The organism is Pantoea sp. K16, from assembly GCF_048452805.1.
GTDB classification, from domain to species: domain Bacteria; phylum Pseudomonadota; class Gammaproteobacteria; order Enterobacterales; family Enterobacteriaceae; genus Pantoea; species Pantoea agglomerans.
Genome location: NZ_JBLWNV010000001.1, coordinates 229,273 through 251,564, shown reverse-complemented (window position 1 = coordinate 251,564; position 22,292 = coordinate 229,273). Strand labels below are relative to the sequence as shown.

Below are 22,292 nucleotides of genomic sequence, written 5' to 3'. Positions count from 1 at the left end.
TATTAATCAACATAATCATACCCCAGCGCTTTTGGCAGAGGTGGCATCATTAAAGATTCTGGCCCGATCGGCCGATAAACACTGGCTCATACTTCTGACACTGAATCCCGGGTTCGCTCACTTTTGTGCGGGCAGGGCGGCACCTCAGCAGCTGCAGACGGATAAGCGCAGCGTCAGCCGCCGTCAATGGCGGGTATTCTCGCAATGATGAACCTGTCTCCGGATCCTCCTTCAGCTACAGGCGGACATTAACGGTTATAATCAGGTCTGTAGCGACGAGTATTGAGCCTGTTTAATATCGTCAGCGACGTCGGAGTCGGCCGCCATGAACACAATGATCAAACCCTCTTTTACCGCTGTCTGGTCTACAGACGCCCAGGGTATCTGCGTCGCCAGTCAGGAAAGCCCTGCTGGTCTGATGCCTGAACTGAAGGGTGTGACGCTGAGTTCATGGCTGAGACTGGCACAGGCCGACGACGATGCAAAGATCGCGCTGCAACTGACCGCTGCGCTTGATTTCCTGACGCCTTTTCATATTGAAGTGCCGATCAACTGTCTGGATGGCAAGACGCGTCGGGTTATTGTATCTGGCCTGCCGGATCGCCAGCCTGGCACGTCCCGTCTGCAGTATAACGGCTTCATTCTTGATGTGACCGGACAGCGTAAAGCGCTGGAAGATGCGCTGCGCACGGCGGCAGAATATCGTCTGTTAATTGAAAACAGCACCGATCTGATTGCCCATTGCGACGCGGATGGCCGGTACGTTTCAATCTCGCCCTCTTATAGCGAAATGATTGGCTGGACAGCCGAAGAAGTTGTCGGTCAACTGGTGGTGGATTTCCTGCATCCCGATGACCGCGGCCCCGCTTCTGAAGCACTCGCCTGCATCTTCAACGGGGGAGTACTGCCGGACGTCGTTGAGGTGCGCAAGCTGCATCGTGACGGCCACTACATCATTCTGGGCACCAAAGCCTGTGGCGTCATCAATCCCTCTACCGGCAAAAATATCGGTGCGGTTCTGGTGTCGCGCGACATTACGCGAGACAAAGAGAGGATGCGCAATCTGGAGAAGCTGGCAACGCTGGATACGCTGACCGGGCTGCATAATCGTACCTGGATCAACGACCAGGTCGGGCGCATGCTGGCGAAGGTGGATGATGAGGCCTATACGACGGTGATGTTTATCGATCTGAATGGCTTTAAGGCGGTGAACGATTTGATGGGCCACGCGACAGGGGATGCCTTGCTGCAGCAGGTCAGTGAACGGCTGCAACGCTGTATGCGTCCGGGCGACTCACTGGCGCGACTGGGCGGAGATGAATTTGTTGTGGCGGCAAAGTGCAGAAATCGCGACACAGCCGCTGCCATTGCCCTGCGTATTATTGAAAGTCTGCACGCGCCATTCGCCATTGATAATATGGACGTGCGCATAGGCGCGGCTATCGGTATCAGCCTTGCCCGCTTCGGGACGGCATCGGCCAAAATATTATTCGAAAACGCGGATAAAGCGATGTACCAGGCCAAAGCCCGACGTGATGGGTCGTATCAGTTTTTTGAGTCAGAAGAGCCTTAGTCGATGCAAATGATTGCTGGTATGACCTTCCGGATTTAACGGTAATGGATCTTACGTTTAACGCTTTGCCGCCTGTTCCCGCAAGGACACATTTCCTGAACGCCTGATTAACCCGTCTTATATTCTGAAACCGCGTGCCACGGCAGAAATATTTTCTGTTTCAGGCACAAAAAGAAGTCTGTTGCTGATGACCAGCATCTATGTGCGAGACAGGCTACTGAATTCCCTCAAACGTCTGTGATGGACTGGCCTGAGTGACTTCGCGGAACTCCGCGTACGGCAATTCATTGTTCCTGCTGAACTCATCTTCTCATTAACCTGACGCTATCGACAGGCAGGAACGCCACCCTGGCGGAGTTCATACAGACTCATCGATATCCCGTCCATAATCATAAACCGTCTGCGCCTGTTCCATCGCTCCCCCATGTTGCTTTGCCCAGCTCACCAGCGCGATAAAAGGATCCTGCAACGTTCGGCCCAGCGGCGTAATCGCATATTCCACCGCCACAGGGGAGGAGGCAATCACGTGGCGGCTCACTAATCCGTTGCGTTCCAATCGTCGTAATGCCTCCGTCAGAGACTTATGTGTGATGGGGTCGAGCCTGCGCTTGATGGCGTTAAAACGTGAGGGCTGGGAGCACAACACGGTCAGGATCAGTACTGACCACTTGTTTGCCACCTGTTCCAGGATAGGGCGCGTGCTGTTGATCTCGGCCAGCACTACGGTGATATCAGTGGTCATTTGGTTTCCTTGAGGATATCTGGTGTACATCAGGTGCGTAATTGACACTAAATATAATAAATATACCATCAGGTGTCTAACCCCTATCCGGAGTCGTAATGATGAAACTAAGTGGAAAGATCGCCCTGGTCACCGGTGGTAGTAGCGGTATTGGCCTCGCTGTTGCTCGCCGTTTTGTTCAGGAAGGCGCACGGGTTTTTATAACGGGTCGACGTGAAGCACAGCTGGCAGAGGCTGTAGCGCGGATTGGCGGTGAGGTCGAGGCGATTGCGGGTGACATCACCCACACAAGCGACCTTGAGCGTCTGTTTGAAACCCTCAATGCCAGGGCTGGCAGACTTGATATCCTCGTCAACTCGTCTGGCGTGTCAGAACCTGCGAGCCTGGAAGAGACCACGGAGGAGCACCTTGATCGCATCTTTGATCTGAATGTGCGTGCCATGGTGTTGACGGTGCAGCACGCGGTACGGCTCATGGGGGAGGGCAGCAGCATCGTGCTGGTGGGGTCGATCGCGGGAAGCATTGCTAATCCTGGCTATGCTGCCTATTCCGCCAGCAAGGCAGCGGTGCGATCCTATGCCCGCACCTGGAACAGCGAGCTGGCACCGCGTGGCATCAGAGTCAATACACTCAGTCCTGGCCCAACTGATACACCGATGTTTAGCCAGGCCAGCGATGAAGTCAGGCAGACACTCAGCGAACGAATCCCGGCAAAGCGGCTGGGTAATCCTGATGAAGTCGCGGCTGCGGCCCTGTTTCTGGCCTCCGATGAAAGCAGTTACGTCAGCGGCACCGAACTGGTGATTGATGGCGGCATGACTGCATAGGGGATTAGCGGCGGACGTTGCGGGGTTGCTCGATGGCATGGCGGGGAGGCTTTTGACTCATTGAGAAGCTCTCTCCCTGCTATTCCAGCTAAGAACATTTCTAAGACTGGTATTTTATTCCTGGATTTGTTCTGGTCCCCCTTTATTGTTCAGACTCAGAAGTAACTTCGTAGCGTAAAATTATATTGCGTCAGTTCATTATTTCTGTTGGTTTTTCACTTTCAGGAGACCAAAATTTAGTACTCATTGTACTCATTGTATTCATTGTGAGGCAGAACGTCGGTCCATGATTTCTTTCACGTAATGCTCAATAACAATGTGATGTTCATGGCTTATCTGTGAAATGAATGTTTGCAGGAAATCGGGTGTGGAGTGAAGGGTGTTCGTGACCAGTTTATTGAAGTCTTTCTGGGTAAAGCGGTCATAGCCTTTTAGCGTCGAACGCTGGAGCAAGGTATGCGCAGTAATTTCGAGCACGGCACGTCTGTAATCATCGGAAAGCAGAATATCCAGATCGTGCCGGCTGATCTCAAAAGCAAATTCATAGCTGACAAAACCAGAATCGACAGGCAATGAGTAGGTCAGTTTACCTTCCTCCTGTGTCACATGAGGTTCGTATCCGTCACCCATGAGGTGAACTGATTGCATATTAATCTCCTGCTCTTTCAGCCCTGGGTTGTTACTTCAAAAGTTTAAAACCACCGAAATCGATATTATTCCGCTTCTGACGACGAGCACAAATACTCACAACATCAGATTGTTCGATAGCGTAAGTTCCCGGTTGTTCACCTGTTCGCTAACGGCAAAACTGACAAAGTGGTATGCCTGTTACGGAGAGTCATGTCAACCGTGAGCAGTGAGCTAAAGTTTTCCAGGTGACTTTATGAGCCGGTCGCCTCTCCCCGCTGGTTTTCTTGTCTGCCACGGATAAGCGCTTTCAAGCTGACCCGCCAGTGCCAGCAATAAATGCTCCTGATTAAACCCTGCACAGAACTGCATGCCAATCGGCAGATTACGGGAAGAAAGGAAGCCCAGAGGAACAGACATCGCGGGGGTTACGCACACGTTCGCCAGCGCAGTAAACGGTGACTGATTGAAAACGTGATGTTATCGCATCGACTGGCTGCTTTGAGCGAAAAGCGGACATTGGCCATGTGCTAAAGAAGAAAATTGCGTGGTGTTAATTCCAGAATGGAACGAAATGCAGCGGTAAATGCAGCCGGACATGAGAAGCCCAGTTGGTAGGAGACCTGCTTAATTGAGATGCCATTGGCGAGGAGATCTAATGACGCACAAATTCTTGCTCTTTGCTTCCAGGTTCTGAAGCTGAAGCCCGTATCCTTAATAAACATTCGCGAGAAGGTGCGTTCAGACATATTGGCAATATGGGCCAGATCGCTTAGAGACGCTTCCCAGCGGTGACTGACCAGTAACTCTTTGGTTGCCCTGTTTAAGCGCTCATCATGCGGCATAGGTAGCTCCGCGGTCAAAGGCTTTGCCTCACTGAGAATTTCTAAAATTAACAGCGCCATTTTACGCTGGCTCGGTCCAGTGTAGTCGGCATTGAAAAGCCCGGCTATCAGCTCTTTCACCAGTGCGGTGGCTGTAATCACATGCACCTGGCGACTCTTAGTAAAATTCAGGCATTCTTCGATAAGACTGCTACAGAAATAAATGGCCCGTAAGTCGGTGTGGGATAGCAGATTGTAGCTGTGAATCTGCAGAGGCGGTAGCCATAATGCCCGCTGAGGGGGGATCACCCAACGATTGCCCTCTGTTTCGACCAACATAACGCCCCTGGTAGCAAATAACAGCTGTCCTTCAATATGATGATGAGGAGGATCGGTCTCTCCGCGTTGATAGCTGATGGCGGTGCTAGACCATCCCGTCGCTTGATCATGTCTTGGCGCTTTATCTATGCTACCTGGCATTTCAAATTTAGTTCCTGCAGTTATCTTAGTTGGACTCACCCGATTCATAACATCCCGACAGGGTGAAACTTGAAAAATTAAGGTTAACATAAGCATTACAGGAGCATATTTAAATGCACGTGCATTTCATCATCCATGAAAGTTTTGAGGCTCCCGGCGCTTATGAGTCCTGGGCCATAGGCAAAGGTAATCACGTCACCTATTCACGAGTTTATGAAGGTGAGGCTCTACCGTCCAGCGTGGATGACATCGATTTTTTGATTGTTATGGGCGGTCCACAGGACCCGGCAACCACCCCTGAAGAGTGCCCGCATTTTGATGCAAAGGCTGAGCAGGCGGTCATCGCATCCGCTGTGCGCGCAGGTAAAGCCGTTATTGGCATCTGCCTGGGTTCCCAGCTCATTGGTGAGGCGCTCGGTGCTTCTTTTGCACACAGCCCGGAAAAAGAGATCGGCAAGTTTCCTGTCTCTCTGACGCAGGCAGGGCAACAGCATGAGCTGTTTTCACATTTCGGACACACGCTTGAGGTCGGTCACTGGCATAACGATATGCCTGGGCTGACGCCTGATGCCACGGTCATCGCCCACAGTGAAGGGTGCCCGCGTCAGATCGTCGCCTACAGCGATCTGGTGTTCGGTTTCCAGTGCCACATGGAGCTGACACCGGAAGTAGTCGAACTGCTTATTGCCCACTCCGAAAAGGATCTGGGCCGGGCGGGTGAATACCGCTTTGTCCATACGCCTGCACAACTGCGTGCACATGATTACCGGGAGATGAACCAGGCTCTGTTCACATTCCTGGACAAACTGGCCGGGCGTTACAACCAGAGCCATCAATGATCGTCTTTTGCGCAGATTATCCTGCTCAAAAGAGGCAATTCTGAAACTAACAGTGCAGGTAACACTATGACTGAATCGCCAGCCGCCCTTCTGACGATAGCCGGCGCTATCCTGGTAGGCGCCATGAGTCCCGGGCCAAGCTTCATCATGATAGTACGTACTGCCGTAGTCTCATCTCGCCTCAGTGCGCTGTCCGCCGCCGCAGGCATGGGCGTGGGATGCATGATTTTCTCAGTCATTGCGCTGGCCGGGCTGCACTCTCTGCTGGAGCTGGTTCCCTGGCTGTATGCCGCGCTTAAAACCGCCGGTGGGGTTTACCTTCTCTGGCTTGGCTGTGGCATGCTTTTCAGAACGGGCAACAGCCTGGATCTGAGCCTGGGAGGCGAAAACGCACACCGTCCGGGCCGCGCGTTTCTTACCGGTATGGCGACTCAGCTCAGTAATCCGAATACAGCAATTGTATTTGGCAGTATTTTTGCTGCGCTGCTCAGTCAGCATATCTCGCCCTATCTTTATCTTTTGTTGCCCGGTATGGCGTTCTTCATTGATGCAGTCTGGTATGGCCTGGTGGCATGGCTGTTATCGGCTGAAAAGCCACGTCTCACCTATATGAAATACAAATCCCGGCTGGATAAAGCGAGTGGGCTGGTGATGGGGTATCTGGGGATCCGGCTCCTTCTGAGATGATCTCTGTCAGTGTTGACCTCTCCCTCTGTTCTTAAGTTAACTGTGAGCAAAATTACTTTGAAAGCCCTTTTACGCAATGTCAGTTTTATCGCTGGTTTCATGCTGGCATGTTACCTCCCCGCTGCAGTTGCTGCTGGCACGGTGGCGTGTTCATCTTCACAAAAACTGTCTGAATGCATTAAGCAGGTCGCCGGTGGCGGCACGGTACTGCTCGGTAAAGGTACCTGGTTTCAGGCCAGCAGCCTGTTGCTGAGCAGCAATGTGGCACTTCAAGGCACGGGGCCGGGTACGGTTATCACCTGGAGTCCTGCGGTGAGGAGCACCATTAATGCGCCGCTGCTCTATACCACTGCCGCCAGCCACGTCACGATAAAGGATGTGAAACTGGTCGGCACTATTGACCAACGGGCTGACAGTCAGGATCTGAGGAATAATCAGATTGGTCTCTTTTTTAACTGCAGCGGAGACCCGACCGCCGATGAAAAAACCGGCTGTAATGATATTACTCTTCAGAACGTTGAGGTGGAGAACAGCAGCGATGGGATCCATATCAAAGGCGCCAGTCATGTCATGGCGACGGATCTGAAGTTGCATAACAATGGCAACACTGACAAGGACTATTTTCACAACATCTACCTTCGCCGCGTCGCAGATGTTCGTCTAATCCAGACCGGAAAAAACAGCGGAGGTTATTATGCCAGCCCACGCGGGCACGGCATTCGGGGTTCGCACCTGATCAACGTTTATATGAGCGATCTGGAGGTGCATGACAATGCCGATTACGGTATCCATATGGACACCGTCTTTAATGTCAGACTGCATAACATACACGTTTATCACAATTGCCTCAGCGGTAAGCCTGACTGCCAGCAGATACAATGCTTTGGCCCTCAGTGTGATGTTCATCTCAATGCGCCGGCTGAACCAGCGTCCATAATCTCCCAATAATTTTTGTCCGCTTTTGGCACAAAGCGAGCATTGATGGCAGTAGGAAGTATGAGAGTGCCATTGTCATACTGGACACAATCATAATTCTGTCCTGACTATGCAGATTGAAATCACTGGAAGAATCATGAATATCCAACTCACAAGCGTCACCCCGGACAGCCCAGGATTTACTGAGTTAAGATCGCAGAGCATGGCTGAAGGGTTTAACATGTTACGCCGACTGGAAGACAACTGGCTTAGCGGACATAACCGCTTTGACAGACCCGGAGAAAAACTAATTGGGGCTTCTGTAGATGGATTAATCATTGGCGTGTGTGGACTCAACATCGACCCGTTTACACTAAAAACTGGCATCGGACGTCTGCGACATCTCTATGTAGACTCAGGATGGAGAAAAAGGCAGGTTGGCAGCGCTCTGCTCAGAGAGACACTTAAGAATTCTGGCCACTGGTTTGATTTTATCAACACAAACGCTCCTCAATCGGCATTCACTTTCTATGAACGAGCTGGCTTTGTTGCTTTGACGGGCATAGAAAAAGTCACGCACCATCTATGCCTCAGAGACCCAGCGCGTTGATATAGTCACGTCATGGATAGACCGCATTTTCTGTCCACTGAACCACTTTTCAGGAACGCCTGCCGAGATACAGCACTGACATAACCAAACCACTTTCAGGCAAATCAGAGCAATTACAGGTAAATCCGCGCCGCTCTGGACACACTGCGTTTCTGACCAGGCATGCAGAACGGCGGCTTAAACTTCTTCAGGAAATCAAAGGAACTGACTGGCAGCTTTGAGCGAAGAGCGGACATCAGGTTAGCCGGTATTATGGGTGTCGCTTGTAATTTTCCCGGACAGACGTCTGTAGTTTTTAATGGTCGCACTGGAAAGGCTTGCAGCCGTATCCACGATAACAAAGCTGAAAGTGTTTTCTGTTATCAGGGGACTAAGATCTGTACAGGCAATAAGGAGAGCCTCCACCTTAAGAATTGCCACTACAGACATTAAATTCATCCACTCTGACTGTACACCAGAGTCATGAAAACCTTTCTTTTTAACCCGTCCAATTAGCGATGTGGTCATCTCACGAAGCAGAGGTGAATCAATAATCTCTTTGCCAGAAGCTTCTATCCGCTCCTGATAAAAACTCGCTTCCAGTGTAGGTTCCGTAGCCAGTACAGCAATCCTGGTTGCTTCTGCAGGCAGTGACTCAAGTGCACTGTCTGCGATATGCAGAAGTGGAATAGCGAAGCTCACCGCCTTCATTTCGGCAAAGTAGCAGTGCGCAAGATTACAGGGAACAGCTATCAGACTCACTTTGGCCCTGACGAGTTCGGCAATACCCTGCTGCAGGGTTGCGATCATCGCATTATCATCAACTTTCTTGCCAGGCCAGAAAGGTGTCGGCAACGAGATAATATGCATTTTAGGAAAATCCATATCATATTTCGCTCCGTACCCGATGTGACACTCTGTCACCAGCATATCAACGAAGGGGGCTGTGGAGCGGGGTCCCATTCCTGCAAGCACACCTATAGAAACAGTCATTGTCAGTGCCTCCTTTTAAGATCTTCTTTCCGCTTAACAAATTATAGCTAAGTTGCCTGCAAAATTACTGACGAACGGAATGAACATGCGGGAGGTCACTCAGAAAGGTGCAGGTGAACTGCCGCAATTGATCAACATATCATGATGCGGAGAGAGCAGGCTTCAGGCACAAAGCGGACCTACGCTCCGGAAGGTCCGCTATGAGCGAGGAGCAGACGTTTCACTTATGGCAACTGAATGTTCTAATACGTTAAACATAACTTCACTGTTGCGGATCATTGCTCATAAGCTTATAAAATCAGAAACCTATATGGAAATGAAGGCACTATGAACATTTCAATCAGAAAGTTACTGCCGCTAGAATGGGATCATGCTTACAGTCTGATTTCACAGCTACGGAACATTTCCAAAGAAAAATTTATCGAAAGCGTCAGAATTCAGACGTTGAACGGTTATGAACTTGTTGGCGCATTTGGCAATGAAAAAATGCTTGGCTTGATGGGTTTCCGTCCCGTTCATACTCTGGCCAGAGGATCACATCTCCATATTGATGATTTGATCGTAGATGAGGCTTTAAGAAGCACAGGGATAGGGAAAAAATTGCTGGATTTTGCCACCACTGAATCAGAAAGCAGGGATATGAACTTCGTGTTCCTTGATGCCCGACAGCAGGCGATACCGTTTTATGAACGGAATGGCTTTGTGGCTCACACATCACCTTCAATGAAAAAGCCTCTCCGATAAAACCAGATAGCCTGTTCATAGGTGGTGGTGCGGACATTATAACTTTGCATCTACACCCTTTAGCAACATAAAAACATGAAGTTAAGGAAGTTTTTTGCACATAAAAACACTCAACGGATCTGTTGCATAAGGTGGGAATGAATTGCATATCTCATAACCGCATCTACGATAAAGTGCTATAGCCGCTTGCTGGTGAATCCCTGTTTCAAGCTGCAATAGGCTCAAATTCTTTTCTGAAGCAATCGTCTCGATTGCGCTGACTATCTGTTCTCCGAGCTTCCTACGCCGATATTCCGGTCGAATATAAACCCGCTTAATCTCAGCTGAGCCATTTTCATGAAATAGCAAAGCACCACAACCTGCAGGTAAGCCACCTTCATCACGTACGATAATGCACCGGAGCTGCTCATCAGTAACTGTTGAAAGATCCAGGCAGTGATTACTTTCTGCAGGATATAGTGCGTTCTGAAAGGCATCGAGTTCGCTTACCAGCCACAGTAGGTCAGAATCACTTTTATCTACTTCTGAAATGCTGAACATTCGCTATCCTGGATTCAGTTTTAACTACTGAATCTAACATAATGTTCCATCTATGACGGCCTTCAGTATTTTACATAGGAGTGCATGTGAAACATCCGCTTCTGGCACAAAGCGTACTGACGGCAGGCCAGGGTCCACTATGAGCGAGAAGCATAAGTCGCTGCTGCGTAAGCCGGAATAGAGCTTTGGTGGTGCGGCGGGCGAGAAGAATAGTCCGCATTCAAAAAGCTTTCTCGATGGCGTCAAAAAGTTCTTCGACGATTTGACTCGCTAAGCGGAAACGCTGCGGTAAACATAAAAAGCTCCTGCTGTGCAGGGGCTTTTTTTATTGCTGTACTATTCAGCAAAACGTATCCGTTAGGGGGTACTTAAAAATTTTTCTCATGTTTCCGCTTTCGTTGTCGATAACCTGATTGCTGGTTGAGTGATGATTTCACTCAGCATTTTTTTCATTTCAGGCGATAAGGATATTTATGAACAAGCTTTGTGTTGCGGCGTTTTTGGCTCTGAGTTTAACCGGCTGTGCGCAGCAGACTTTCGTAATGAAACAGAATCAAGTTGGCGCGGCGACGAAAACCACCAGCCAGCCGTTCTTTGTTTCAGGTATCGGTCAGCGTAAGAGCATTGATGCGGCGCAGGTGTGCGGCGGCCAGGAAAAAGTTAACCGGGTTGAAGTGCAGCAGACGTTTGTTAATGGCTTACTGAGCGTGGTGACATTTGGTATCTACACGCCACGTGAAGCGCGCGTTTATTGCGCCATCTGATAATGCCTCAGGCCGGTTCGCCGGCCTAATCCTGCGCCTGTTATTAAATCGCATTAGTATATTGTAACTATTAAATTCTGCTCTCGCACCGCTGCGCGGCTCGCCTGCTGACGACGATATCCGAAACGAGTTCAGGCAACGTCGTCCAGCCTGGTAAAAGCAGTGGTAAGCTGTTGATGCGTGTCAGGCCGCTTTGAGCGAGTAACGGACATTGCTAAAAGCGTTCTGTAAGAATTGACAGGGAGCAGGTAAGTCGCCTTCATCACTTATACGCATAAAAAGATCAAGCCTAAGGCATGCATCTGCGCGGGCATCCAGATGCGGTTTTCTCACCTCCTCCAGCTAACTCCTCCACACGCCGACTTCAATAATGACGTCGCGTAGCCCCGCACCGGTTAAATCTGACGATAGAGAAAGTAATGTTTTCACTGATGATTTGTCCTAAAATCATGATCATTGAGTAAAAACGATGGCTGCAATCAGACTCATAGCATCATAAGCCGTGAAACAGTCAATCTGCATTTCAATTATTTCTACAAAATGAGGTCAAATTGAGGCCTTTAAGACAAGCTGCTACGGAGTGACTGGCATGAGTGAGTTAGTGACAATGGCCTTGAGGATCCCACCTGATGACGAATAAACAGGGTGTTTTGATTGTTAACCTTGGAACACCAAAAGAACCAACGCCTGTTGCAGTAAAGAAATTTTTATCTAAATTTCTGCATGACTACAGAGTGGTCGACTTACCAAGAATCATCTGGTGCCCCATTCTACATGGCGTGATTATCCCATTACGTGCAAGGCGAGTGGCGAAATTATATTCTTCGATTTGGATGGAGGAAGGCTCCCCTCTCATGGTTTACAGCGTCAGGCAAGCCCGTGCGCTTGAAGAAGTGACAGGTATGCCCGTCGAGCTGGGGATGAGTTATGGCGAGCCCAGTATAGGTAGTGCAATTGACAGGCTACTGGAAAAAGGCGTCGATAAAATTATCGTCATTCCTTTGTATCCCCAGTTTTCATCTTCGACCGTTTCTTCTGTTTGGGATAGCGTGAGCCGTCACCTGCAGATAATGAAGAACCGGTATACACCCTCCATAAATTTCATCAATGACTATGCCGATCACCCTGCCTACATTGAAGCGTTAAGAGCATCCGTTCAGGCATCTTTCGAAGCTAACGGCGTTCCAGATGCATTGTTAATTTCATATCATGGTATACCGGTAAGGTTTGTCAAAGAAGGGGACCGATACCAGGAAAGATGTGAGTTAACGACAAAATTACTCATTGAAGCAATCAATATGCCGTCACTGAAAATATTGATGACGTTCCAGTCAAGATTCGGCAGAGAGCCATGGTTAACGCCTTTTACTGATGAGACAATTAAAAATCTACCGAATGAAGGAATAAAAAGCCTGCAGGTAATCAGCCCGGGGTTTGCATCAGACTGTTTAGAAACGCTTGAGGAGCTTGATGAGCAGAACAGGGAGATTTTTATGCATGCGGGTGGTACATCGTTTACTTACATACCGGCGCTTAATGATAAACCGATTCATATCGAGATGCTGCGACAACTTGTGAACCTTAATCGGTTTCAGGGATGATTTTCACACTCTTGTGAGCGGATGTTGCAGGTGTCAACATTCATAGTGAAACCAGAAGTGGGCCCTCCCGGACATGTATGTGATACGTGCCGGGGCGGCGTTATAGGGGCCGCCTGGAAACCCGCTACTCCAGCTGCAAGCAACTGTCTTGTACGAGGGTATGAGTCGGAGATTATTCGTGGGCAAGTTAGCTATGAGCGAGGAGCGGACGTTTAGTATTTACGGGTACGCCTGCGCTGGCGCACCCGGTTACACTCAGGGCTTCCAGCGGCGCAGAGAGGTATGGTCTTCATACGGCAGCTTTGAAGGTAAAGAAATTAGTTCAATGACGCTACCCCACGGCGTGCGGCCGTAGCAGAAAAAGTTATTCTCTCCCACCTCAGTTGGAAACATCAGGGGCTGAGGAGAAGTAAACATTTTCCCACCAGCCTGCTCGAACAGGCTGATAGCCTCGTTGATGTCATCAACGTAAACAGCAAAATGCTGCAGGCCATAATCGCTGGGTCGCACGGGCTGACTTTGCTCTGGCCCCTTCATTTCAAAAAGTTCCAGTCCCGGGCCGTGCTTCAGCTTCATCATTCTGACCGTGGTAATTTTCGTTCCCGGGTACAGGTTCAGAATATTTTCCGTTTCTTCGCCTTTTACGTCGTCGTCTGAAGGCGAGACGGAGTCATAAATAACTTCTGCACCAAAGGCGTCAGAAAAGAAGCGGGTAGCCTCATCAATATCAGAAACGGTAATGCCGACGTGGTCCATACCGCGAATAACGTTGGTAGACATAGTTTTCTCCCTGTGATTGTTCAGATGTGAGTAATGTTATTAATCAGCCCTGGCGGGCCGCCATTGTTGCGAGCGCACTAAGCTGAGCCGAAATATGGTCACGGGTGTCCGCATCCGTTATGCGGCCGGATTTCGGGTCAAGCCGGGAAGAGGCCTGTCCAATCATGACTTCTGGCTTGTTAAGCACTCTGCCGTCAAGAAAGACCAGAATCTGGCGCAGGTGATACTGCGCTCTTGCGCCACCTATGGCACCGGGTGACGCAGTGATTATGGCGACGGGCTTACCGGCGACAGGGGTATCCGGAAGACGTGAAAGCCAGTCCAGCGCATTTTTCAGGGCGCCCGGCACAGAATAGTTATATTCAGGTGTGACAATAATCAGGCCGTCTGCTGCCGCTATCGCTTGTCCCATTTCCACAACCGATTCAGGAAACCCCTGAGCCTGCAGGTCAGCGTCGTAATGCGGTATTTCCCCGACAGAGCTGAGCGCGCTGACATCCACGCCTGCCGGCGCTAGCAGGCTAAGATTGCGGACTACGACGGCGTTAAAAGAATCCGCGCGAAGACTGCCCAGCAGTGAGACAAATTTCAAAGGTCTTGTCTGTGACATGACTGCTCCCTGTGTTTTTAATATGGATACGCCGACAGGTGCCGGCACTTTGTTTTCGAACTGACTTAAGCCTGGTATAGAATTACACATCGATAAACACGCTATGAGTCGCCAGAGAGTCAACTTTATGTCTACCGGGTTTACAGCCGAATCCTTGCGAGGAATCACGACTTTTGTCACAACGGCCAGGTCCAGCAGCTTTACTGAAGCTGCGGAGCAGTTGGGCATTACAAAATCTGCCGTCGGAAAAAGCGTGGCGCGGCTTGAGGAGAGGCTGGGAACGCGGCTGTTTCACCGCTCAACCCGTAAGCTAAGCCTGACCAGTGACGGAGAGGCCTATCTCACCAGTTGCCTCTCTGCGCTGGAAATTCTGGACTCGGCTGAAAATACGCTCAGCCGGCGGCAGGACAATCCTGCCGGAAAGGTGCGTATAGACATGCCAGCATCATTCGGACGCAATCTGATGATGCCGGTGCTGCTAGAAGTGATGAATCTTTATCCAGCCCTGCGTCTGGTGTTGACCTTTAACGATCGTCTGATTGATCCGGTTGAGGAGGGCGTTGACCTGGTACTGCGCCTGGGCGAACTGCAGAGTACCGATGAGCTGATTGCGCGTCGTCTGAGCCGGCAGCGCCTCATGCTCTGCGCATCTCCCGCTTATGTTGAGCGGCATGGTCAGCCCTTTGATGTCGATGCGCTAAAAAAACACTGCTGCATTATGGGGTACCGGCGGGGGGCACCGCTTGCCTGGCGGCTGCGGCCAGCCGGGGAGCGGGAAATAAAGTTTATCTCGGCCTCGGCACACCAGATAAGCGACGGAGACGCCATGCTTCAGGCCTGCCTGGCAGGAGCAGGTATTGCCCAGTTTCCGGAATCGATGGTGAACAGCCATATTGATGAGGGCAGGCTTGTTGCTGTTATGCCCGATCATATGCCCGTACCCGTCGGGCTGAACGTTGTCTGGCCCCGGACAAGGCATCTGATCCCCAAGGTCAGGCTTATTGTCGATGAACTGCTGAGTAAGGCCGAAAAAGGATACTTTGGCACTCTTAAGTAGAATTTTTATCACCACTCAGGCGATTTCAGGGCTGTTTATCAACTCTAAGCAAGCTTATATCCTGTCTGTCCTGCTGCCATCACCGTGTCATGTGCCGGTTCTCTAAACGAAAGCCGGCACGTGTTATGCGCAGCTCAGACAAAAAAATAGGTTAACTGACAGGATATTTGTTATGCCACTTGCTCTCTGGGCGCTGGCGATTGGTGCATTCGGTATCGGTACGACTGAATTCATCATTGCCGGCCTGCTTCCCGTTATTGCCGCTGATTTCAACGTTACTATTCCCGTAGCCGGAAATCTGGCAACGGCTTATGCGCTGGGTGTTTTTGTCGGCGCGCCGGCCCTGATTATTCTGGGCTCAAAAGTGCCCCGAAAAGCCATGCTGGTTTTTCTGATGCTGCTGTTTGTGGCGGGTAACCTCGTTACGGCCTTTGCGCCCACGCTGGGCATTGCCATTCTGGGCAGGATCATCACGTCTCTGACTCACGGCGCCTTCTTCGGTATTGGTTCGATCATTGCTGCCGATATGGTTGCGCCATCTAAGCGGGTAAGGGCGATTGCATTCATGTTCATGGGACTGACCGTAGCAAATCTTATTGGTGTTCCCGTCGGTACCTGGATCGGGCAGCATCTTTCCTGGCGGGATGCTTTTATGGTTATTGCCGCAATTGGAGTTGTTACGGTTATCAGCGTCGGTATGCTTATCCCGCATCAGCCCCGTCCGGTGAACCATAATTTCGCACACGAGTTTAATGCCTTCCGCAACGTCAATGTTCTGCTGGCGATGGGCATAACGGTCTTTGGGCCGGGTGCATTTTTTACCTCCATTACCTATATCGCACCCATGATGATCGGGCTGGCCGGATACAGCGAAAGCAGCCTGGCATGGCTGATGCTGCTGTTCGGTCTGGGGCTATTTGTCGGTAATCAGTTGGGCGGCAGATATGCCGATCGCGCGCTTATGCCGATGCTTTACGTCACCCTGGCTGCTCAGGCCCTAGTCCTGCTGGTATTTAACTTTACTGCCCACAACCAGGTCATGTCAGCGGTCTGTATTTTTCTGATGGCTGCGTTTGGGTTTGCGACCGTGTCCCCCATCCAGAAACTGGTGATGGACAAAGCGCGGGCGGCAGGGGCTCCGACGCTGGCTGCAGCCGTTAACATAGGCCTCTTCAATCTCGGTAATGCCCTGGGTGCATGGCTGGGAGGGGCAGTTATAGCGGCCGGCTTTGGTCTTCAGTCGCCTGACTGGGCAGGCGCGATACTCTCGGTTATAGCGCTGATTCTGGCGGTTATATCCGGACTGACTGACAAAACCGGGCATAGCGCTGCTATGCGTTCTGCTTCTCACAGTGAACAACGTCCGCTTCTGGCCCTGAACAGACGTCGATGAGTTACAGGCGCTGCCAGATGGGGCGGGAAGAAACAGTTTACTGGTAATCCCGTCATTGACAGTGAGATGGTAAAACACCTCACTTAAAGAGCAGCAAGAATGGCGGATTCCATTTTCTCCGGGGTGGTGGTCGGGGCAAAGCGTTTGATCGGTTTTCCGTCGCGCCCGATCAGGAACTTAGTGAAGTTCCACTTAATACGACCACCCAGCACGCCGGGTAATTCATCTTTCAGGTAACGGAAAATCGGGTGCGTTGAGGTGCCATTGACCTCAACTTTCCCGAACATCGGAAAACTCACACCATAGTTGATGTGGCATGTCTGCGCGATTTCTTCGGCACCGCCGGGTTCCTGCTTTCCGAACTGGTTGCAGGGAAAACCCAGCACCACCAGCCCCTGCGCGGCGTACTTTTTATAGAGCGATTCAAGACCTGCGTATTGTGGCGTGAATCCACAATGGCTGGCGGTATTAACCACCAGAACCACCTTGTCAGCGTAGTCGGTCATCGGGATAAGCTGGCCATTCAGACTGGTGGCAGTGAGTTGATAAAAGGGAGACATGTCGCAATCCTCAGAGCAAAAACCGTGTGACGTTAACATTACCACAGAGTGCATAACGACAGCGGGGTCTGGGAAGCAGATGCTTAGTTAGCAGGTCAAGCATCCTGGCTTCAGGCGCTACCACAAGGCTTAATGATTATTTCTCACTTCAGATCTGGTTGTTATTCCTGATGAATTTCAACCACGACTTTACCCTTTGCATGTCCCTGTTCAAGGTAAGCCAGGGCATCTTTTGTGTCTGCAAATGGGAACACCCTGTCGATTACCGGTTTGATATGTCCTGCTTCAATAAGTTTGCCGATTTGGGTGAGTTGATCGCCATCAGGACGAACAAAGAGAAATGAATAATCCAGACCGCGCTTTTTTGAAAGGCGCATAATTTTGCGACTCATCAGGGCAAAAATCATCCGCAGCAAGATATTCAGCTGCCGGGCTCGCGCGAAATTAACGTCTAATGGACCAACCAGAGAAACAATCTTTCCACCAGGTTTAAGAATCTGCATGGATTTTTCAATTGAATCCCCCCGCAGCGTGCCGAGTACAAGATCGTAGCCGCTCAGCACGGTTTCAAATTCCTGCTTTTTATAGTCAACCACTTCATCTGCGCCCAGCCGACTCACCCACTCCACGTTGGCTGAACTGGTCGTCGTCGCTACCCTGGCGCCAAGATGTTTCGCCAGCTGAATCGCAATAGTGCCAATTCCTCCCGAACCTGCCGGAATAAACACTTTTTGTCCTGCCCGCAGATGTGCTCTCTCTGTAAACGCCTGCCAGGCGGTGAGGCTAACCATCGGCAACGAAGCAGCCTCAATGAAATCCAGATTTTCAGGCTTAATAGCCGCGAGACGTTCAGGAACGCATGCAAAATCGGCGAGTGAACCTGTTCCCCTGTCGAAAATGCTGGCGAAGACTTCATCGCCCGGCTTGAAACGTGTCACCCGACTTCCTGTTGCAATCACCACGCCTGACAAATCACTGCCCAGCGTTGCCGGAATTTTAAAATGCATAATCGGTTTGAAAATTCCGCCGGGGATCATGTTATCAATGGGATTGAGACCAACGGCATAGACTTTTACCAGGATTTCATCGGCACCGGGGGAAGGGTAATCTACATTTTCAAATCCCAGCTCAGGTGATTTCCCGTAGCGCTTAAACGTAAAGGCTCGCATCGTCCTGGTTTTCATTTGGTGTTTATCCTCTGATATTTAGCACTGACGTACTTTCAGGTGCCTCTGTTGCTGAGCAAAAAATCGGCTCCCGGGAGCAACGTAATAAATAATGGAATAAGGTTTTGCCGGTTAATCTGCTCATGCCACCATTAAGACATTCATGGTCGATTTACCGCTCAGCAGAACCCGTAAAAGGTTCTGCTGAGCAGGGCTTGGCTAAAGGGTTTTGTATCGCTCTGCGGCCTCTTCCTGTCTGATGTCCGAGAGCAGACCCTGACGGGAGGCATCAAGAACATCCCAGCGATCAGCTTTATGTAATGGCGGAATCGTCACGTGTTCGCGGCGGTCAAAACCCGCCAGAGCGGCGTCAACCAGTTCGCCCACTTCCATCATTTTTGAGGCGTTACTGATGTCGATACCGGCACGATCCCAGATTTCGGTGTACGTACCTGCAGGGAGCACCGCCTGGATATAAATGCCTTTTGAAGAGAGCTCAACGTTCATTCCCTGAGAGAGGAAAAGAACAAAGGCTTTTGTTGCGCCGTAAACCGTCATTGCAAATTCCGGGGCGAGTCCGACTACGGAACTGATATTGACGATCGAACCTTCTCCGGCTTCTGCGAACCGGCGTGCTGCAGCAGTGGCCAGTCTCGTCAGGGCAGTGACGTTAAGCGCGATAAGGCGTTCAATGGAATCAGGCGTCTGCTCGGTAAACGTGCCGGACTGAGCGATACCTGCGTTATTGATAAGAATACCTATCCGCGTGTCTTCCCGGAGGCGTGCTTCAACAGCAGCTAAATCACTCGCCAGCGTGAGGTCGGCAGGCAGCACATCGACGGAAATATGATTTTCCTGTCGCAGCCGTTCAGCAAGCGCCTCTAATTTCAATTTGTCGCGAGCAACCAGAACAAGGTCATGTCCACGACGTGCAAAGCGCTCAGCGTAAACAGCACCAATACCCGTTGATGCGCCTGTAATGAGGACTGAAGTACGAGTCATAGTTTTATCTTCTTCATTTGTTTGATAAAAATCGCTGTTAGCGATGCAGGGTTAACCGTGATACCTGAAGAGTGACTAACTGTTACCGCTAAGCGATGGATAGTCGGTGTAGCCCTCCGCACCTCCGCCATACAGTGTTTCAGGATTAAGCGGGGCCAGAGGTGCTCCCGACTTAAGTCTTTCGACAAAATCGGGGTTAGAAATGAAGGGGCGACCGAATGCGAACAAATCGGCTTTGTCCTGTGCAAGATGGTCAGACGCCAGCGCCAGGTCATAGCCATTGTTACCGATGTAGGTGTTTTTAAAGCGGCGACGCAGCGAAGCGTAATCAAACGGTGAGGCATCACGGGGACCTCCCGTCGCGCCTTCAACAACATGCAGATAAACGATACCTGAAGCATCAAGTTGCTCTGCCAGGTAGTCATATTGTGGCTGCGGATCGCTGCATGAAATCGCATTAGCAGGTGAGACCGGTGAGATGCGAACGCCCGTCCGCGCTGCGCCAATCTCATCTTTCACGGCCTCCACGACCTCTAATAGCACACGCGCACGATTCTCAACTGAACCGCCATATTCATCGGTGCGCTGATTGGCACCATCTTTCAGGAACTGCTCAAGCAGATAGCCATTCGCACCGTGTATCTCTACACCATCAAAACCTGCGGTAATAGCATTGGCTGATGCCTTTCTGAAATCGGCAACAATGCCTTTTATTTCCTTCAGCTCAAGCGCTCTGGGTTCTGAAACATCAACAAAATGGTTGTTCACGAAGGTTTTGGTTTCAGCACGGATAGCTGACGGCGCGCCTGGTGCGGCACCTTCTGGCTGTAAATCGACATGTGAAATTCGACCTGTGTGCCACAACTGCACAAATATCCGTCCGCCTTTGTCATGTACCGCGTCTGTTACTTTACGCCAGCCCTCAATCTGGGCCTGCGTGTAGATGCCCGGCGTATCCTGATAGCCCTGCGCCTCTGCTGAAATCTGCGTAGCTTCGGTAATCAGTAACCCTGCTGTGGCACGCTGAGCGTAGTAAGTCGCTGCCAGTTCACCTGGCACCAGGCCTGCGCCTGCCCGGTTACGCGTAAGCGGGGCCATCACGATGCGATTCGCAAGCGTGACAGATCCCAGTTCATAGGGCTGAAATAAGGATTGATTCGTCATGGTTATTCCTTTGCGGATTAGCGGGTCAGTTAATTGATTTAATGATGATGATCGTAATCATTAAAGTCAACTGGTTTGATTATGATCATCATCAATGTATACTTAAGCTCAGTTTCAGGAGGAAAAGATGAAAGTGTCAAAAGAGCAGGTTCGCGAAAACAGGAACCGAATCGTTGAAACGGCGTCAGAACTTTTTCGTGAGCGGGGTTACGATGGGGTAGGCGTCGCTGAACTGATGTCAGCCGCAGGGTTAACGCATGGCGGGTTCTATAAGCACTTTGGGTCGAAAGCCGATTTGTTAGCCGAAGCGATGAACTGCGGCTTCGCGCAATCGGCGGAAAAAACTCAGGGTGTGAGTCGGGAAAAGTTCGTTGAATATTACCTTTCCCGCCAGCATCGCGATGATATGGCAAAGGGGTGTGTCATGTCGGCCCTGGGTACCGATGCAGCGCGTCAGTCTGAATCCATCCGCGAGACCTTTGCGGCCGGAATTGAACGACAGCTTGCCGTTTTAGAAACGGAACAGGTCACGCGTGCGGATCTGATCAATACGCTCGCGCAGCTTGTGGGTGCCCTGATGCTTTCGCGTGCCTGCCCGGATAATTCCGGGCTTGCTGATGAAATTCTGGAGGTCTGCCGTACGCGTCTGATCAGCCCGGATGCCTGTAAAGATTGAATCGATGCTCTTGCCGTTCAACCTTGCTAAAATCGTTGCGGCCTGGACTGAACGCACCAGCCCGCTGGCGTTTTATTATGAACGGCGGGAATGCGTAATCCGGACTTCCCGTTCCGGATACTATTCCCATCAACGGGCTATCGATCAGTCGGCCATCCACCTGGGACAGTGACGCATCACTCAGCCGTTGTCGCGGAATCCGGGATAAAGGCTCATTCCACCATCGATAAAAAGCGTGGTGCCATGAACGTAATCAGAGAGATCACTGGCAAGCCAGACGACGGCATTCGCCACATCTTCAGCCGCACCGATACGCCCGTAAGGGATGAGCTTTAACAGCGCTTTGCCCGCTTCACCCTGGGTGCTTTCCTCGTTGATAGCGGTAGCGATAGCGCCGGGTGCCACTGCATTGACACGAATACGTTCTTCACCCACTTCCTGAGCCAGACTTTTCATCAGCATGTCAACGCCGCCTTTTGATGCGGCATAGTTGACGTGTCCGGCCCAGGGAATGAGCTGGTGAACCGAGCTCATATGAATAATCTTACCGACAGCTTTGCTGATGTCCTTGCGATGCTCCTGACGCTTGAACTGCCGCAGCGCAGCACGCGCGCAGAGGAACTGGCCAGTCAGGTTCACGTCCAGAACGGTATTCCAGTCCTCTAGCGTCATCTCAATGGACGGGGCATCTTTCTGCAGTCCTGAGTTCGCCACCAGGATATCCAGCCTGCCAAATTCCCTGATCGTCTGGTCAAAAAGATTCTCTACATCCGCCTCTTTAGACACGTCTCCTTTTACAGCAATTGCACGGCCTCCATCGGCGCGGATTTTCTCAGCCAGCTCCTCGGCCGGTTCCGCCTGGCTATGGTAGTTAATCACTACACAGGCACCTTCTTTAGCGAGTGCTTCTGCGCAGGCATAGCCGAGACCCGAGCTGGCACCGGTAACCAGCGCAACCTGATTTTTGAGAGAAAAGATCATGAGGCATCCTTATTTCTGTAAATGATGAGCGTCTTAAATCCGGCCGGCATCATCAGGGGAGTGAATATCGATGTATAGCTGACACTACGATGTCCAGCCACCCCCAAACTGATTAATCGGCTAGCCGGATCGGGCGCATGGGCCTGAGTCACTGAATT

The 22,292-nt window shown here is 50.8% G+C and carries 24 protein-coding genes and 1 pseudogene; 13 read left to right on the top strand and 12 right to left on the bottom strand.

The window, feature by feature from the left end; translation table 11 throughout:
- Positions 1–325: 325 nt before the first annotated feature.
- Complete coding sequence (locus ACK13D_RS01205; RefSeq protein ID WP_033780070.1) at positions 326–1,573, top strand: sensor domain-containing diguanylate cyclase; 1,248 nt, start codon at positions 326–328, stop codon at positions 1,571–1,573.
- A 358-nt stretch (positions 1,574–1,931) separates the two neighbouring features.
- Here the strand turns inward: ACK13D_RS01205 and ACK13D_RS01200 are convergent, their stop codons facing one another.
- Positions 1,932–2,315 carry a winged helix-turn-helix transcriptional regulator gene (locus ACK13D_RS01200; RefSeq protein ID WP_033761030.1) on the bottom strand — a complete coding sequence of 128 codons (384 nt, stop codon included), beginning with the start codon at positions 2,313–2,315 and terminating at the stop codon, positions 1,932–1,934.
- A 98-nt stretch (positions 2,316–2,413) separates the two neighbouring features.
- Here ACK13D_RS01200 and ACK13D_RS01195 point away from each other — a divergent pair, with 98 nt between their 5' ends.
- Positions 2,414–3,142, top strand: a complete 729-nt coding sequence (locus ACK13D_RS01195) for an SDR family NAD(P)-dependent oxidoreductase (protein ID WP_033761031.1) — start codon at positions 2,414–2,416, stop codon at positions 3,140–3,142.
- Between the two features lie 261 nt (positions 3,143–3,403).
- On the opposite strand, the gene ACK13D_RS01190 is transcribed toward ACK13D_RS01195, so the two are convergent.
- Positions 3,404–3,790, bottom strand: coding sequence for a hypothetical protein (locus tag ACK13D_RS01190; protein ID WP_192073144.1), 387 nt, complete (start codon positions 3,788–3,790; stop codon positions 3,404–3,406).
- A 509-nt stretch (positions 3,791–4,299) separates the two neighbouring features.
- Positions 4,300–5,073 carry an AraC family transcriptional regulator gene (locus ACK13D_RS01185; RefSeq protein WP_192073168.1) on the bottom strand — a complete coding sequence of 258 codons (774 nt, stop codon included), beginning with the start codon at positions 5,071–5,073 and terminating at the stop codon, positions 4,300–4,302.
- A 113-nt stretch (positions 5,074–5,186) separates the two neighbouring features.
- On the opposite strand from ACK13D_RS01185, the gene ACK13D_RS01180 reads away from it, so the two are divergent.
- The 4 genes from ACK13D_RS01180 (at position 5,187) to ACK13D_RS01165 (ending at position 8,124) form a co-directional block, all read left to right on the top strand.
- The gene (locus ACK13D_RS01180; protein ID WP_010259124.1) at positions 5,187–5,912 is read left to right on the top strand and encodes a type 1 glutamine amidotransferase; all 726 of its coding nucleotides are present in this window, start codon (positions 5,187–5,189) and stop codon (positions 5,910–5,912) included.
- A gap of 66 nt (positions 5,913–5,978) precedes the next feature.
- Positions 5,979–6,599, top strand: coding sequence for a LysE family translocator (locus ACK13D_RS01175; protein ID WP_033780078.1), 621 nt, complete (start codon positions 5,979–5,981; stop codon positions 6,597–6,599).
- Between the two features lie 42 nt (positions 6,600–6,641).
- Positions 6,642–7,547 (top strand): right-handed parallel beta-helix repeat-containing protein, encoded by a 906-nt coding sequence (locus ACK13D_RS01170; RefSeq protein ID WP_192073142.1) that lies wholly within the window; start codon positions 6,642–6,644, stop codon positions 7,545–7,547.
- 124 nt (positions 7,548–7,671) lie between these two features.
- Positions 7,672–8,124 carry a GNAT family N-acetyltransferase gene (locus tag ACK13D_RS01165; RefSeq protein ID WP_187500415.1) on the top strand — a complete coding sequence of 151 codons (453 nt, stop codon included), beginning with the start codon at positions 7,672–7,674 and terminating at the stop codon, positions 8,122–8,124.
- 240 nt (positions 8,125–8,364) lie between these two features.
- Here ACK13D_RS01165 and ACK13D_RS01160 read toward each other — a convergent pair whose 3' ends face one another.
- Complete coding sequence (locus tag ACK13D_RS01160) at positions 8,365–9,096, bottom strand: aspartate/glutamate racemase family protein (RefSeq protein ID WP_033780081.1); 732 nt, start codon at positions 9,094–9,096, stop codon at positions 8,365–8,367.
- A 327-nt stretch (positions 9,097–9,423) separates the two neighbouring features.
- Between ACK13D_RS01160 and ACK13D_RS01155 the strand changes: the two genes are divergently transcribed.
- Entirely contained in the window at positions 9,424–9,840 is a 417-nt protein-coding gene (locus tag ACK13D_RS01155) for a GNAT family N-acetyltransferase (RefSeq protein WP_033786822.1), read from the top strand.
- Between the two features lie 81 nt (positions 9,841–9,921).
- Here the strand turns inward: ACK13D_RS01155 and ACK13D_RS01150 are convergent, their stop codons facing one another.
- Entirely contained in the window at positions 9,922–10,380 is a 459-nt protein-coding gene (locus ACK13D_RS01150) for a GNAT family N-acetyltransferase (protein ID WP_071998026.1), read from the bottom strand.
- 139 nt (positions 10,381–10,519) lie between these two features.
- Between ACK13D_RS01150 and ACK13D_RS01145 the strand changes: the two are divergent.
- The 3 genes and pseudogenes from ACK13D_RS01145 to hemH form a co-directional block, all read left to right on the top strand.
- Positions 10,520–10,654: pseudogene (locus ACK13D_RS01145) on the top strand (molecular chaperone DnaJ); the annotation flags it as partial.
- A gap of 199 nt (positions 10,655–10,853) precedes the next feature.
- The gene (locus ACK13D_RS01140) at positions 10,854–11,144 is read left to right on the top strand and encodes a Bor family protein (protein WP_033760039.1); all 291 of its coding nucleotides are present in this window, start codon (positions 10,854–10,856) and stop codon (positions 11,142–11,144) included.
- A 629-nt stretch (positions 11,145–11,773) separates the two neighbouring features.
- On the top strand, positions 11,774–12,745 hold the full coding sequence (gene hemH, locus ACK13D_RS01135) for a ferrochelatase (RefSeq protein ID WP_052271242.1): 972 nt from the start codon (positions 11,774–11,776) through the stop codon (positions 12,743–12,745).
- Between the two features lie 255 nt (positions 12,746–13,000).
- Here hemH and ACK13D_RS01130 read toward each other — a convergent pair whose 3' ends face one another.
- Positions 13,001–13,525 (bottom strand): VOC family protein, encoded by a 525-nt coding sequence (locus tag ACK13D_RS01130; RefSeq protein ID WP_187496130.1) that lies wholly within the window; start codon positions 13,523–13,525, stop codon positions 13,001–13,003.
- A gap of 43 nt (positions 13,526–13,568) precedes the next feature.
- Entirely contained in the window at positions 13,569–14,135 is a 567-nt protein-coding gene (locus tag ACK13D_RS01125; protein WP_033768632.1) for an NADPH-dependent FMN reductase, read from the bottom strand.
- 127 nt (positions 14,136–14,262) lie between these two features.
- Between ACK13D_RS01125 and ACK13D_RS01120 the strand changes: the two genes are divergently transcribed.
- The gene (locus ACK13D_RS01120) at positions 14,263–15,192 is read left to right on the top strand and encodes a LysR family transcriptional regulator (protein ID WP_187496129.1); all 930 of its coding nucleotides are present in this window, start codon (positions 14,263–14,265) and stop codon (positions 15,190–15,192) included.
- A gap of 172 nt (positions 15,193–15,364) precedes the next feature.
- Positions 15,365–16,585 (top strand): MFS transporter, encoded by a 1,221-nt coding sequence (locus ACK13D_RS01115; RefSeq protein ID WP_010670679.1) that lies wholly within the window; start codon positions 15,365–15,367, stop codon positions 16,583–16,585.
- Between the two features lie 83 nt (positions 16,586–16,668).
- Here ACK13D_RS01115 and ACK13D_RS01110 read toward each other — a convergent pair whose 3' ends face one another.
- The 4 genes from ACK13D_RS01110 to ACK13D_RS01095 all read right to left on the bottom strand — a co-directional run bounded on the left by ACK13D_RS01110 (position 16,669) and on the right by ACK13D_RS01095 (position 20,477).
- Entirely contained in the window at positions 16,669–17,145 is a 477-nt protein-coding gene (locus ACK13D_RS01110) for a glutathione peroxidase (protein WP_010259108.1), read from the bottom strand.
- A 161-nt stretch (positions 17,146–17,306) separates the two neighbouring features.
- Positions 17,307–18,329: an NADP-dependent oxidoreductase gene (locus ACK13D_RS01105; RefSeq protein WP_029519292.1), complete on the bottom strand. Its 1,023-nt coding sequence runs from the start codon at positions 18,327–18,329 to the stop codon at positions 17,307–17,309.
- Positions 18,330–18,530: 201 nt separating this feature from the next.
- Positions 18,531–19,313: an SDR family NAD(P)-dependent oxidoreductase gene (locus ACK13D_RS01100; RefSeq protein ID WP_010670682.1), complete on the bottom strand. Its 783-nt coding sequence runs from the start codon at positions 19,311–19,313 to the stop codon at positions 18,531–18,533.
- Positions 19,314–19,388: 75 nt separating this feature from the next.
- Positions 19,389–20,477, bottom strand: coding sequence for an alkene reductase (locus ACK13D_RS01095; RefSeq protein ID WP_249654799.1), 1,089 nt, complete (start codon positions 20,475–20,477; stop codon positions 19,389–19,391).
- A gap of 127 nt (positions 20,478–20,604) precedes the next feature.
- Between ACK13D_RS01095 and ACK13D_RS01090 the strand changes: the two genes are divergently transcribed.
- On the top strand, positions 20,605–21,153 hold the full coding sequence (locus tag ACK13D_RS01090; protein WP_010670684.1) for a TetR/AcrR family transcriptional regulator: 549 nt from the start codon (positions 20,605–20,607) through the stop codon (positions 21,151–21,153).
- Between the two features lie 180 nt (positions 21,154–21,333).
- On the opposite strand, the gene ACK13D_RS01085 is transcribed toward ACK13D_RS01090, so the two are convergent.
- Positions 21,334–22,134, bottom strand: coding sequence for an SDR family oxidoreductase (locus ACK13D_RS01085; RefSeq protein ID WP_010670685.1), 801 nt, complete (start codon positions 22,132–22,134; stop codon positions 21,334–21,336).
- Positions 22,135–22,292 lie beyond the last annotated feature (158 nt).